General features: G+C 32.9%; 15 protein-coding genes. All 15 read right to left on the reverse strand.

From position 1 onward, the window contains the following. Positions 1-9 precede the first annotated feature (9 nt). The 15 genes from rpe to KPL50_RS01160 all read right to left on the reverse strand — a co-directional run bounded on the left by rpe (position 10) and on the right by KPL50_RS01160 (position 14,187). Complete coding sequence (gene rpe / locus KPL50_RS01090; protein ID WP_216296578.1) at positions 10-663, reverse strand: ribulose-phosphate 3-epimerase; 654 nt, start codon at positions 661-663, stop codon at positions 10-12. After that, positions 660-1,529 carry a ribosome small subunit-dependent GTPase A gene (gene rsgA / locus KPL50_RS01095; protein WP_216296579.1) on the reverse strand — a complete coding sequence of 290 codons (870 nt, stop codon included), beginning with the start codon at positions 1,527-1,529 and terminating at the stop codon, positions 660-662. Before rsgA ends, rpe begins: the two co-directional genes overlap by 4 nt. 34 nt (positions 1,530-1,563) lie before the next feature. Then, on the reverse strand, positions 1,564-3,459 hold the full coding sequence (gene pknB / locus KPL50_RS01100) for a Stk1 family PASTA domain-containing Ser/Thr kinase (RefSeq protein WP_216296580.1): 1,896 nt from the start codon (positions 3,457-3,459) through the stop codon (positions 1,564-1,566). After that, positions 3,434-4,180 (reverse strand): Stp1/IreP family PP2C-type Ser/Thr phosphatase, encoded by a 747-nt coding sequence (locus KPL50_RS01105; RefSeq protein WP_216296581.1) that lies wholly within the window; start codon positions 4,178-4,180, stop codon positions 3,434-3,436. Before KPL50_RS01105 ends, pknB begins: the two co-directional genes overlap by 26 nt. 2 nt (positions 4,181-4,182) lie before the next feature. After that, positions 4,183-5,229, reverse strand: a complete 1,047-nt coding sequence (gene rlmN / locus KPL50_RS01110; RefSeq protein ID WP_216296582.1) for a 23S rRNA (adenine(2503)-C(2))-methyltransferase RlmN — start codon at positions 5,227-5,229, stop codon at positions 4,183-4,185. A 20-nt stretch (positions 5,230-5,249) separates the two neighbouring features. Beyond that, the gene (gene rsmB / locus KPL50_RS01115; protein WP_216296583.1) at positions 5,250-6,578 is read right to left on the reverse strand and encodes a 16S rRNA (cytosine(967)-C(5))-methyltransferase RsmB; all 1,329 of its coding nucleotides are present in this window, start codon (positions 6,576-6,578) and stop codon (positions 5,250-5,252) included. 27 nt (positions 6,579-6,605) lie between these two features. Next, positions 6,606-7,283 (reverse strand): zinc metallopeptidase, encoded by a 678-nt coding sequence (locus KPL50_RS01120; RefSeq protein WP_216296584.1) that lies wholly within the window; start codon positions 7,281-7,283, stop codon positions 6,606-6,608. Between the two features lie 16 nt (positions 7,284-7,299). Continuing rightward, on the reverse strand, positions 7,300-8,229 hold the full coding sequence (gene fmt / locus KPL50_RS01125) for a methionyl-tRNA formyltransferase (RefSeq protein ID WP_216296585.1): 930 nt from the start codon (positions 8,227-8,229) through the stop codon (positions 7,300-7,302). A 1-nt stretch (position 8,230) separates the two neighbouring features. Next, on the reverse strand, positions 8,231-8,683 hold the full coding sequence (gene def / locus KPL50_RS01130; protein ID WP_216296586.1) for a peptide deformylase: 453 nt from the start codon (positions 8,681-8,683) through the stop codon (positions 8,231-8,233). A gap of 76 nt (positions 8,684-8,759) precedes the next feature. Then, positions 8,760-10,961 (reverse strand): primosomal protein N', encoded by a 2,202-nt coding sequence (gene priA, locus KPL50_RS01135; RefSeq protein WP_216296587.1) that lies wholly within the window; start codon positions 10,959-10,961, stop codon positions 8,760-8,762. A 47-nt stretch (positions 10,962-11,008) separates the two neighbouring features. Continuing rightward, complete coding sequence (gene coaBC / locus KPL50_RS01140) at positions 11,009-12,199, reverse strand: bifunctional phosphopantothenoylcysteine decarboxylase/phosphopantothenate--cysteine ligase CoaBC (protein WP_216296588.1); 1,191 nt, start codon at positions 12,197-12,199, stop codon at positions 11,009-11,011. A gap of 1 nt (position 12,200) precedes the next feature. After that, entirely contained in the window at positions 12,201-12,419 is a 219-nt protein-coding gene (gene rpoZ, locus KPL50_RS01145; protein WP_216296589.1) for a DNA-directed RNA polymerase subunit omega, read from the reverse strand. After that, a complete protein-coding gene (gmk, locus tag KPL50_RS01150; protein ID WP_216296590.1) occupies positions 12,412-13,023 on the reverse strand; it encodes a guanylate kinase in 612 nt (203 codons plus the stop codon). The genes rpoZ and gmk overlap by 8 nt, the downstream gene beginning before the upstream one ends. Next, the gene (gene remA / locus KPL50_RS01155) at positions 13,023-13,295 is read right to left on the reverse strand and encodes an extracellular matrix/biofilm regulator RemA (protein ID WP_124998964.1); all 273 of its coding nucleotides are present in this window, start codon (positions 13,293-13,295) and stop codon (positions 13,023-13,025) included. The genes gmk and remA overlap by 1 nt, the downstream gene beginning before the upstream one ends. A 13-nt stretch (positions 13,296-13,308) precedes the next feature. Further along, the gene (locus tag KPL50_RS01160; protein WP_216296591.1) at positions 13,309-14,187 is read right to left on the reverse strand and encodes a YicC/YloC family endoribonuclease; all 879 of its coding nucleotides are present in this window, start codon (positions 14,185-14,187) and stop codon (positions 13,309-13,311) included. Positions 14,188-14,383: the final 196 nt, after the last annotated feature.

A 14,383-nucleotide genomic window follows, 5' to 3' on the forward strand; every position in this document is an offset into this window, starting at 1 on the left:
GCTGTATTTTTAACGACTACCTGCTCTTAATGCTTTTATATTTTTCTCAATTTCATCATTCACAAATATTGCGGACCCAGCTACAACTACATTAGCACCACTACTCACAACTTCTGAAATATTAACTGCATCAATGCCACCATCCACTTGAATCATAAGGTCTTTATTATATTTATCTGCAAGAGCTCTAACTTCTTTAATTTTATCTGAGCAGTATTTAATATATTTTTGCCCACCAAAACCAGGGTTTACGGACATAATAAGTACCATATCTAGATTGCTTATTAAATGCTTAATACAGTCTACAGGTGTAGCAGGATTTAATGCAACTCCTGCTTTAACCCCAAAACTTTTTATGTAATTAATAGTTCTATCAATATGCCTATCAGCTTCATAATGAACCGTTATAATATCAGCTCCCGCGTGTGCAAAATCTTCTACGTATCTAGAGGGCTCTTCTATCATAAGATGCACATCAAATGGTAATTTTGTTAGTTTGCGAACACTTTTAATAATTGGAATTCCAAAAGAAATGTTAGGCACGAACATACCATCCATTACATCAATATGAATCATATCAGCCCCATATGTTTCTAGCTTCACAATATGTTCTCCTAGCCTTGAAAAATCCGCCGACAATATGGATGGCGCTATTTTTATCATTTTCTATTCCCCCTAGCAATAATTTCTTCTAATGTTTTTATATAAAATTTATACCTATCTTCATAGATTTCATTATCTTCCACCGCTTCCTTAACCTTGCAGTTAGGTTCCTTATAATGCATACAATTAGAAAACCTACATTCACATCTATGTTTTTCAAACTCTGGGAAACAATGTTGTAATTGTTCTTTCTCTATGAAATCTAAACTTAAAGATGAAAATCCTGGTGTATCTAGCAAGAATCCTTCTTCGTATTCGATAAGTTCACTATGCCGTGTAGTGTGCTTACCCTTTTGGGATTTCTTACTTATATCCCCAGTTATCATAGCTTCTCTTCCAACTATATTATTAAGTATAGTTGACTTTCCAACTCCGGAAGGTCCACAAAAAACACTAATATTATCTTTTATTTTTGTTTTAAGTTCGCCTAGCCCATCACCCTCTTTTGCTTTTAAAAATACTATATCGCATCCCACACTTCTTAACTCTTTTATAAGGTCCTCATCAACTCCATCAACTAAATCCAACTTGTTTAAACAAAGGACTATCTTTAACTTATAAAATTCACAAAGCACTAGGAATTTATTGAGTAAATCCATATTTAAATCAGGTTGTTTAAAAGCAAAAACTACAAAAGCTTGAGTAACATTAGCAACTACAGGGCGTATCATCTCGTTATCTCTTGTAAAAATTTTTTCAATTACGCCTTTGCTAACATCTGTCTCAAGCATTATTTCCACTTTGTCACCAATAACAGGGGAAAGTCCAGCATACCTGAACTTCCCTCTTGCCTTACATTCAATAACTTTATCTTCAACTTTTACAAAATATAATCCGCCTATACCTTTTATGATTACTCCTTGCATATATCCTCCATGGTTTAACTTTTATTTAATTTTTTTATTGAGTAGCTGGTGGCGTTACTGGAGCCGCAGCCTTTGATGTTAGTGTAATAGTATCCCCAACATTGGCCTTAGTTCCCGGCCCCTTATCTTGAGTATCAATGATATCTTCATCCTTACCAGGAGCATTTATAGTTATATCGGATGCTGCAGCTAAATCTCTTGCATCTTTAACGGTTTTCCCTATAAAGTTTGGAACAACAAACTGCTCTTTTTGGGGCTCTTTATAGGTATAATAACTATAACCTACTGAATTTCCTTGCTCAACTCTTGTAGTTGGAGCGATTGTTTGACTGAAAATTTTACCATCCTGTGATTTATCATTGGTTATTAATTGTTTTGTACTACCTACTTTCAAGTATGAACTTTCCAATAGTTTTTGTGCTTCATCTTGAGATTTATCACTTAAATCTGGAACCACTGCCCATTTAACTGCTGGTCCCTTACTTATGACTAAATTTACTTTATCACCCTTTTGAGCTAAGCTGTCTACATTTGGATCTTGACTTATTACTATACCGATTGCAATGGTATCATTGAATTCCTCAGTAACTGTCCCTAAGGCTAAACCATTTCCTTCAATCATATCTTTAGCGGAAATTTTATCAAGTCCTTTAACGTAAGGAACTGATAAACTCTCCAGCCCTTTACTTACCCTAACTCTTACTTCTCCATTAGGTTTTATTTCTGTTCCTTCCTCAGGAGAACACGCTAGTACTGTACCTTTAGGCTTTTCACTATATTCTTCTCCAATTTCTGTAAAAACTAAATCCTTTGCTTCAACTAAGGTTTTTGCTTCGCCCTTATCTAAGCCTATAATTTTAGGCACAACTAGTTTATCTACAAGCTTGCCTTTATTATTACCGCCCAAAACGCCACTATATACTATGCCGAAAACACTGAGCAGTACCATTAATAAAATTACAACAGATAGTATTAGCTTTTTTTTATTTTTTTTATCAATTTTATTGCTTTTATTTTTGGAAACCTCTGCACTTTCATAATCTGCTACATTTACAGGTGCCATAACTCTAGTGTATTCATTTTCATTATTATTCGTTGTGATAGTATACGCACTATTCTTTTGTATCCTTTGTAAATCTAAAAGCATTTCATTTGCAGTTTGGTATCTTTTTATAGGTTCCTTCTCTATTGCTTTTAATATTAATTTATTTAAATTTTCAGGAACATTGCCGTTTATGTCTATAGGTGGCACAACCGGTTCTTGTATATGTTTTAAAGCCACAGATACAGGACTTTCTGCATCATAAGGCACTCTCCCTGTAACCATCTCATAAAGCACTATTCCAAAAGAATATATATCTGTTCGGAAGTCTACAAAGCTTCCTTTAGCTTGTTCTGGTGAAAAATAATGAGCCGATCCCATTACTGTACTAGTATTAGTTATAGTTACTGAACTTGAAGCTTTAGCTATACCAAAATCTGTAACTTTAACTGTTCCATCTTCAGTTACTAATATATTATGGGGTTTTATGTCCCTATGTATAATGTTGTTCTTATGAGCACACTCAAGTGCTTTTGCAATTTGAATACCATAGTCTATTACTTGACTATTATTCATGCTACCATTTTGAAGTATAACTTGCTTTAATGTTTTACCCTTTATATATTCCATTACAATATAGTTAATATCTCTTTCATGTCCAACATCGTAAATATTAACTATATAATTTGATGAAAGACTTGCTGCAGAGGCAGCTTCTTTTTTAAACTTATCCATAAAATCTATATTATTTGAAAATTCTTCTTTTAGTATTTTTACAGCAACATTACGATTGAGTAAATGGCACTTAGCTTTATAAACTATTGCCATGCCACCTTCTCCAATTTTTTCTAGGAGTTCATATCTACTCCCTAATATGGTTCCTATCATCTCTGCACTCTCCTTCAAATACAATAACTGATATGTTATCGCGTCCACCCTTAGATTTACTTAAATCAACTAACCTTTTGCAGCTAGATTCATTGTCATTTTCCATAATAATATCATACATTTCAGCATAAGTCACATCATTAGTAAGACCATCTGTACATAAAATACCTTTAATAATATTATTCAAATCCACATCAAATAAATCAACTTCTACTTCCTCATTTGTTCCAAGTGCTCTTGTAATAATATTTTTATTTGGATGATTTCTAGCTTTTTCTTCAGTTATAGTACCATTATCTAAAAGCTGTTGTACCAGTGAATGGTCTTTTGTGATTTTTATTAATTTTCTTTTACTATCGATAACATAACAACTGCTGTCACCAACATTTGCAACAACCATTTTATCTCTTTTTCTAAAACAAATTGTTATAGTTGTGCCCATGCCTTTAAGTGCATCACTCTCACTCGCCACATCATAAATTTTCTTATTTGCAACTTTTATTCCTTCAGAAAGGACTTCTTTTAAATCGGAGCCATGCTGATTTTCCTTTAAATATTCTATTATAACTTTAATAGCCAGCTGACTTGCAACCTCTCCTGCATTGTGTCCTCCCATACCATCTGCTACAGCATAAATGCCAAAATCACTGCCTTCTAAATAACCTACAGAGTCTTCATTTGTTTTTCTAACATTTCCAACATCAGATAAAACCCCCAGCATTTCTACACCCCCTCATTTATGTTATTCTCATTAATGTAGCTTCGCCTAAGTTGCCCACATGCCGCATTAATATCTAGACCCATTTCGCGCCTTATTGTTGTCTGAATATTATTAGCTTCAAGTACACTCTTAAACTTAGAAACAGCATCATTTGAAGCTCTTTTTAACTCATTCTCTTTTATCTCATTAACTGGGATTAAATTAACATGGCATAACATACCCTGGAGTAATATACTTAACTTTTCCGCATCTTGAGTACTATCATTAAGGTCTGCTACAAGAGCATATTCAAAGGTTATTCTTCTATTGGTCTTATTTATATAGTACTCACAGGCATCAATAATTTCTGCAATAGAATACTTATTTGCAATTGGCATGCTTTTCATTCTAATTTCATCTGTTGCTGCGTGAAGTGAAATAGCCAGTGTTGTTTGCAAATCAATATCCGCAAACTCTTTGATTCTTGGTACAATACCACAGGTAGAAATAGTTATATGTCTTTGACCAATATTAAGTCCATTTTCTGAATTTACAAGTTCAAGAAACTTAATAACATTTTCAAAGTTGTCAAAAGGTTCCCCACTTCCCATTAGTACAACATTAGAAATTCTCTCGCCAATTAGTTGCTGCGATTTCATTATTTGAGACAGCATTTCTCCTGGTGTTAAATTTCTGATCATCCCACCGATGGTAGAAGCACAAAATTTACATCCCATCCTACATCCAACTTGAGTAGATATGCATATAGAATTTCCATGTTTATACTTCATAACAACGCACTCAATTAAATTACCATCATTTAATGCAAAAAGGTATTTTCTTGTATCGTTTATTTTTGAAGTGTATTCTTCCACGGGTTCTGGCATTCCTATATAAAAATCACTTTGAAGCTTTTCTCGCGTGGCTTTTGGAATGTTATTCATATTTTCAAATTTACAAATCCCCTTATAAATCCAGTCCGATATTTGTTTAGCTCTAAATTCACTCTCGGAATTACTTTTCATCCATTGTTTTAGCTCTACTAAATTTAAGTCTAATATATTTGTCATTAAAAACACCTACCACCATTTTATAATTTTATGATTTTGGCTATAAAAAACCCATCCATGTACTCATTTGGCAATATAGTTGCATACCCTCTCTCACTATAGTTTATATTCCTCAGATCGCCATAAAATACTGGTTGAATCTTAAAATCTGGATGATTTTCTATAAACCAATCAATATTGCCTTCATTTTCTTCCTTATTAAGGGTGCATGTTGAGTATACAAGCGCTCCGCCTTTTTTTACGTATTTAGAAGCATTCTCCATTATTTCTCTTTGTGTATGGACTATATTTTCTATGTTTTTTATGTGCTTACTCCATTTTATCTCAGGTTTTTTTCTAATAATCCCAAGTCCAGAGCAAGGTACATCCATAAGTACTCTATCTGCGGATTCCAAAAGATTTGGGTCATAAATCGTAGCGTCCATAACATCACAAGTTGTATTTGTAATTCCTATTCTATCTAAATTTTCTTTTATTAAGGACAACTTGTTTTTATGGATATCAAATGCAGAAATGTGCCCTGTATTTCTCATAATTTCTGCAATGTGTGTTGTCTTTCCACCTGGTGCACTGCAAAGGTCTAATACTTCTAGATGAGGAGCAAGATCCATAGAAGATGCTGTAAGCATTGCACTTTCATCCTGAACTGTTATGTTGCCTTGGTTAAATAAAAGGTTATTCTCTATATTTTTCCCTTTAATAATTCGTATTGCCTCAGGCGCCGCATAGCCTTTTTCTATATTATACCCATTTTCTATAAGTTTTTCCCATATTTCTTCATAAGTTAATTTCAGAGTGTTAACTCTAACTGTAACATCTGGTTTATGATTTAATCCACTTAGAATTTCCTCAGCGGTAACCAGTCCATATTGCTTTATAAAGAGTTTCACTAAAGCCTTAGTGAATGAATACTCAAAGCATAATCTTTCAACATCATTTTTTTCATTATAATATACTTTGGTGCTGTCTCTTAGATAGTTTCTAAGTACTCCATTGACAAATTGTGCGGCTCCCGCATTACTCATCTTTTTTGTTAAGTTTACAGCCTCATTAACCACAGCAAAGCTTGGAATTTTATCTAAAAACCTAATTTGATAAATGGATATTCGGAGTATATTTAAAACAAAGCTATCTAAGGATTCGAAGCCTTTTTTTATAAAGCTACTTAATATTTTATCTATAGTATATTTATATTTTAACGTACCATAAACTATCTCTGTAACTAGTGCTTTATCTTTATCGTTTAAATCGGACTTATTAAGTTCCAGGCCTAAAACTATATTAGAATATGCATTTTCATTTATTACTTTTTCAACAACTATGATTGCTACTAACCTACTATTATTCATGTTATTACCTCAATTTTCTATTTGATTTTATCTATCGCGACTTAATAAAAGGAGACGTATAAGCTGGGAAATTGCCATAAGTGTTGCAGCTACGTATGTCATTGCCGCCGCACTGAGCACTGATTTGGCTCCTTTTATTTCATTCCCATAAAGTATACTTTTAGATTCTAAAATATTTAGTGCTCTACTTGATGCATTAAATTCAACTGGTAAAGTTATTAACTGAAATACTACCACGGCTGAAAATAACACAATACCAATATTTACTAATATTGGAACACTTAAAATTATTCCTATTAAAAACAGTAACCAGGATGCATTTGAACTAAAATTAACTGCTGGCACTATAGCGTTCCTTATTTTTAATGGTGCATAACGTTCTTTATCCTGCAGTGCATGCCCTGTCTCATGAGCAGCGACCCCTATAGCTGCTACAGAGGTCCCATTATAAACCTCGCCTGAGAGCCTCATAATTCGTTTAGAAGGGTCGTAATGGTCAGTAAGCTTTCCACGTACTAACTCTACCGGTATATCAAAAAGGCCAGCATCATCCAGTAGCATTCTAGCTACCTGTGCTCCTGTATAACCATTTGCACTATTTACCTTTGAGTATTTACTAAAGGATGCCTTAATTTTAAACTGTGCTAAGGCCGATATAATTATAGCTGGTAATAATATAATCATAGTACTATCAAAAAAGAACATATTGCCTCACCTCTCTTTATTTTAAAACCACACCTTCGCAAATCTTATTTCCTATTATATAATCTTTAACTTTTAGTGGTTTTTTACCTGGGAATTGTATCTCTTCAATAAGTAGAACACCACTACCCGTTGATACCTTTAACCCCTCTTTTGAAACCTCTATAATACTTCCAATACTTTTATTTGACTGCTCGTTTATTACCCTTGATTTATATATTTTCATTACCTTATCCTCATAATGAGTATAAGCAATAGGCCATGGATTTAACCCTCTTATGAAATTGTGAATGTTCTCGCTACTATGCTCCCAATTTATCACAGCCATTTCCTTGCCTAGCATGGTTGCATAGGAGCTAAGCTCATTTTCTTGTTTAACTGGCTCTATATCATTATTTACTATACCATTTATTGTTTTAATTAAAAGTTGCCCACCACTATTCATAAGAATATCATGCAATTCACCGGCTGTAATAGTATTTGTGAGTTCTATTTCCTCAGTTAAAAGTATATCCCCTGTGTCAAGTCCAACGTCCATAAGCATAGTTGTATTTCCACTTTTAAACTCACCATCAATTATACACCAATTTATAGGAGCGGCGCCTCTATATTTTGGTAATAGCGATGCATGTAAGTTTATGCATCCATATTTAGGGATATCCAATACTTCTTTTGGAAGGATTTGACCAAAAGCTACTACTATAATAAAATCTGGTTCTAAGTATTTTATTAGCTCTATCATTTCCTCATTTTTTTTAAGCTTTAAAGGCTGATATACAGGTATATCATAGGCATTAGCTAACAGTTTAACTGCAGACATTGCTAGATTTTTGCCCCTACCCTTAGGTCTATCCGGCTGAGTAAAAACTGCTGAAACCTCAAACTCATTTATAAGTTCTTGAAGGGAAGTCGCAGAAAATTCTGGTGTACCCATAAAAATTATCTTCATATTATTTCTCCTCGTCATCTATTGCTTTGTCTACAAACAAAACACCATCTAAATGGTCAATCTCATGGCAGATAGCTCTTGCAAGCAGTCCTTCTCCAGGTATTACTATCTCTTCCCCATTCTCATTTAAAGCCTTAACTGTTACTTTTTCAGGTCTTTCTACATTTTTTTGTACCCCTGGTATACTAAGGCAACCTTCATGAGATATGTTTGAACCTTGCATTTCTACTATCTCTGGATTAATAAGTGCCATAGGTCCATTTCCAACATCAATAACTACTATTCTTTTTAAAATGCCAACCTGTGGTGCCGCAAGGCCTAGCCCCTTAGAATTGTACATAGTTTCTTTCATATCTTTAATTAATAATAAGATCCTTGGGGTAATTTCATCTACCACTCTGCTTTTTTTTCTTAATAATTCATCGCCATATATTCTAATCGTTCTTATAGCCATACAAAAAACCTCCTTGAAATTAAATTGTACTATTTTTAAATGTCCTTAAATCATCTTCTTCGAAGCTGAAATGTCATTAAAACATGCTGCTTGGATTAATATCTATACTAACCCTTATACTATTATAAACATTTTTAACTAATTCATAAACTAAATTCTTTATATCTCCAGCAATAGTTTCATCAATATTTCCTTTAATGATAATTTGCCACCTGTAGAAATTTTTAATTCTAGAAACTCCACAAGGACAGGGTCCGAGTAATGTAATTTTATCATTATTTTCAATCACATATTTTAAATTTACAGAAACATTCTGTATATTTTCTATTAACAATTTCTCATCTTCAGAACTCATATTTATGACTAGGATTCTCGTAAAAGGTGGATAGTCCATAGCTTTTCTCATCATGATTTCATTTTTATAAAAACTATCATAATCATTAGCTGCAGCATATTGTATAGTGGGATTATCTGCACTGTATGTCTGAATAACCACGCTGCCTTCTTTTTTACCTCTACCTGCTCTTCCGGAAACTTGAGTTAGAAGTTGAAATGTACGCTCGAAGGCCCTAAAGTCCGGCAAATTTAATGATAAGTCTGCAGCGATTACGCCTACCAACGTAACGTTTTCAAAATCTAAGCCTTTAGCCACCATTTGAGTTCCAATTAAAATATCCGCCTGCCTGTTTTTAAAGGTATTGTATATATATTCATAAGAATTTTTCTTCCGTGTTGTGTCAAAATCCATTCTCAGAGTTTTTGCACTTGGAAAAATTCTATTAATTTCTTGTTCAATTTTTTCTGTTCCAACCCCAAAATATTTCACATAAGTACTTCCACAACTAGGACAGGTTTTACTAATTCTCTCTTTCTCTCCACAGTAATGGCAAGTTAAATAATCACTTGAATTATGGTATGTTAATGATATATCGCATCTTTTACATTTAAAAACATATCCACATTTTCTACAGGACACAAAGGTTGAAAACCCTCTTCTATTTAAAAATAGTATCACCTGCTCATGTTTTTCTAGAGCTTCAACTATACCTTCGTGTAATGACTTACTAAAGATTGAGCGATTGTTATTCATGAGCTCTTCACGCATGTCAACAATTTCTACTTTGGGCATGGCTGCACCATCCGCCCTCTCGTTAATAGTAATCAATTCTAATTCATTTATGGAAGCCCTATAATAGCTTTCGATAGATGGTGTAGCTGAGCCGAGTAACAATTTACAATTATCTAGTTCACATTTCATATAGGCTATTTCACGAGCATCAAATTTGGGGTCCATGTCTGATTTATAACTTAATTCGTGTTCCTCATCTATAACAATTAATCCTAAGTTTTCAAAAGGTAGAAATATAGCTGATCTTGCACCAATGGCAATTTTTACATTCCCAAGCTTTACTCTCATCCATTCATCAAAACGTTCTCCATCTGATAATCTACTATGGAAAACTGCTATATCACGTCCAAAACGACCTTTGAACCGCTCTACCATTTGAGGCGTTAGTGATATTTCTGGTATCAAAATTATAGATTGTTTGTTTTCTTTTAGCATATAACTAACCAAATTCATATATATTTCAGTCTTTCCACTACCTGTAACTCCATGCATTAAAAACTTTTTCTTATCAGAATTTATAATAAGATCCACGGATTTTTGCTGTTTGTCATTTAATATTTTTTCTTCGTATCTAGAATATTTTTTTTCATTATACCTATTAATTATAATCTCCTGTGTGGCTAAGAATCCATATTTAATCATGGTATTTATTGAGGACAGTGATTGATTGAAATTTTTGCTGAATTCATTCTTATTATATTTCATATTATTCAATTCTATTAATTCATAAATGTCTTTATAAGGTTCCTTCAAAAATTTTCCTTCTAGCTCCTTGCATACAGTTAACACTTGCGCGGTCTTGTTTTTTATACCTTTTGTTATGCCTCTTGGAATAATGACTTTTATGCACTCTAAATATGTACACAGATACTTCCTTTTCATAATCTTTACAAGTTTAATATCAGTTATTTTAAGAAGAGGCATTTCATCACAAATACTAGCTATGTCCTTAATTTTATTCACATTATCGCATTGTTCATAGAGTTCTAATACAAAAGCATCTAATGTCTTGTTTCCTCTGCCAAAGGGCACTTTAATTCTATACCCTAAAAGATCTTTACCTATTAAGCTAATAGGTATCTTATATGTGAAGACCTTATCCACTTGAACAGAATCGTTATTCACCACAACTCCAGCATACTGATACACACAATCACCCTTTTAATTTATAATTTTCTATAATATAAAAAAGCGCATTAGCGCTTTTTATTTATTAAACTAAACAATTCCCTAGCGACTTGTTTTTTTGTCATTTTGTCTAATGCTATGGGGCTATCATCTTTACTTAAAATAACTACTTTATTATCATCAGTTCCAAAACCAACATCTGATGCTGATATATCATTGGCAACTATGTAATCTAAGTTTTTCTTCAAAAGTTTTGCTTTTGCATTTTGGAGTAAATCATTACTTTCAGCTGCAAAACCTATTAATATTTGCTTTTTCTTATGTAATCCTAACTCTTCTAAGATATCATTATCACGTACAAATTCTAGGTTTAATCCATTTTCACTTTTCTTTATTTTGCTACTACTATAAACTTTAGGCTTATAGTCAGCTACAGCTGCTGCGCTAATAACTATTTCACTATCTTCATAATTATTTAAACAAGCAACCCGCATCTCTTCATTAGTATTTATACTTATGAAAGTAACTCCAAAGGGAATTCTTTCATGGCATGGACCTGATATTAAAGTTACAATTGCTCCCCTATCTATAGCTTCTCTAGCAATTGCATACCCCATTTTGCCTGTTGATCTATTTGTTATAAATCTTACAGGGTCAATAGGTGCAATTGTAGGCCCAGCTGTAACTAAAACTCTAGTGCCCAGCATATCTTTTATTGGATACAAATTACTCATAATTATTTCAAAAATATCTTCAGTTTGTGCTAATTTTCCTTGTCCTATGTCACCACAAGCCAGTCTTCCTGAGGTTGGCATTATAAAATCATACCCAAAAGTCACAAGTTTTTGAATATTACTTTGTACTACTTTATTATTATACATATTTACATTCATTGCAGGAGCAAAAATCACTGGTGCCACAGTTGCCATAATAGTAGTGGTAAGCATATCGTCTGCAATTCCATTTGCAACTTTACCAATTATATTGGCAGTTGCTGGAACTACAACCAGCAAATCAGCTTTTTTAGCGAGAGATATATGTTGTATCTCCCATGCTTTAGGCTCTTCGAACATATCATGAATCACAATGTTTTGGCTTAGCGCTTGAAAACTTATGGGATTTACAAATTCTATAGCTGCTTTAGTCATGATAACATGTATCTCAACATTTTCTTTTCTTAATCTACTAATGACATCCAAAGCCTTATATGCGGCTATCCCTCCTGTTACACCTATAACTACTGTCTTTTTATTTTCCATACTATTTTATTCCTTCTTTAGTTGTAATAGCCACAATAGCTCCTTCATAGATTTCATGTATAGCTATAGTAACAGGCTTAGTTGAATCCACATGCACAAGTGGACTTTGACCCTCTATTATTTGTCTCGCTCTTTTTGATGTTGCCACAACTAGTGAATACCTGTTGTCAACTTTTTCTAATAAACTTAATATTGATGGGTTAATCATTGAATTATTCATTAATAATTTCCTCCTTTAGAAAATCTCCATTCATTCTATCTACTCTACATCTTTCTGCAATTATAATGCTCTGAATTTTCTCACAAGCACAATCTACAGTGTCATTTACAACTGCATAATCATATTTTGATACAAAACTAATTTCTTTATGAGCTGATGTAAATCTTGTGATTAATGACTCTGGAGTTTCACTACCTCTATTTGTAATTCTATTTTTTAATTCCTCCATTGATGGAGGAAGAATAAAAATAAATAAACCATTTGGATAAGCTGTTTTCACCTTAAGAGCACCTTGAATATCTATTTCAAGTATTACATCTCGGCCGCTATCTAATACTTTTAAAACCTCAGATTTAGGTGTTCCATAATAATTCCCATATACTTCTGCATATTCAAGAAAATCCTCTGACTCAATTCTTTCTAAAAACTTCTCTTTACTTATGAAATAATAGCTTACTCCGTCTATTTCATCATTTCTTGGGCTTCTTGTTGTAGCAGATACTGATATCCAAAAATTATTTTTTTCTATAATGGACTTGCATACAGTTCCTTTACCAGCACCAGAAGGTCCTGAAATAACAATGAGTTGCCCTTTACTCATCATTATTCCTCAACCTCATCTATATGTTCCTCATCTTTAACAGATAACCGATGTGCAACAGTCTCAGGTTGCACCGCTGACAAGATAACATGATCGCTATCAGTTATAATAACCGCTCTGGTTCTTCTTCCATAAGTAGCATCAATTAGCATACCTCTATCTCTTGCTTCTTGAATTATTCTTTTAATTGGTGCTGATTCAGGGCTGACTATAGCTACTAATCTATTAGCTGAGACAATGTTCCCAAAACCTATGTTTATCAATTTTATACTCATCGCGTGCCTCCTGTTATTCTATGTTTTGTATTTGTTCTCTAATCTTTTCTATTTCGCTTTTCATATTAATTACTGTATTTAAAATTTCTAAATCATTTGCTTTTGATGCTATAGTATTAGTTTCTCTGTTCATTTCTTGAATAATAAAATCAAGTTTTCTTCCTATGGGTTCGTCTATTACTAGAGTTTCTCTCATTTGTTGTATATGACTATTAAGTCTTACAATTTCTTCATCAATTCCAGCTTTATCTGCAAAAATTGCGACTTCCATGGCAACTCTATTCTCATCAAATTCAACTTCCTTATGCAGAGCATTTAGCCTTTGAGTAAGCTTGCCTTTATACTCTTCAAAAACAAAGGGTGATCTTTCCTTAACCTTTTGAACTAAGCCACTTATAAAATCACATTTAATTATAACATCCTCTAGTAATTTTTCGCCTTCCCTTTCTCTCATAAAAAGAAGAGCTTCAAGGGCTTCATTTAGTGATTCCTCAATCTGCTCAAAGGTTTCTGAGATATCTTCTTCCTTTTGTTTAAGAGTTATTACCTCAGGTAATCTAGCTATTTGAGAGACTGATATATCGCCTTCTAGATTATATTTATCTTTTAAAACTTGGAAGCACTTTATATAACTTTCAGCTAATTTTTCATTCAAATTAGCATAAGCATCTTCCTTATCATAATTACCTTGAGTTACAAATACATCAAGTTTGCCTCTTTTTACTTTTTCGCCAATTATTTTCCGGATTTTATCCTCAAAAGATATTAATACTCTAGGCATTCTTATATTAGTTTCGAAATATCTATGATTAACACTTTTAATCTCAATGGTAAAACTTTTACCATCTTTTTCGCAGTTTCCTCTCCCAAAACCAGTCATACTCCTAATCATAACAACGCATCCTTCCAATGTTCATTGTGAACCCTTATAATTATACATAAACTATCACTATAATTTCAAGCTAAAATTATAAGTTGTCACTTTTACCAGGATTTTTACTTAAAAAAACACTGTGGCACTGTAATTTAATGTATTTTAAAAATAGTTCTCACTTATACTAAAATATTTCCTATATAACTTATATTAT

Origin of the sequence: Clostridium sp. CF012 (genome assembly GCF_018861755.1) — a bacterium.
Taxonomy (GTDB): domain Bacteria; phylum Bacillota; class Clostridia; order Clostridiales; family Clostridiaceae; genus Clostridium_AD.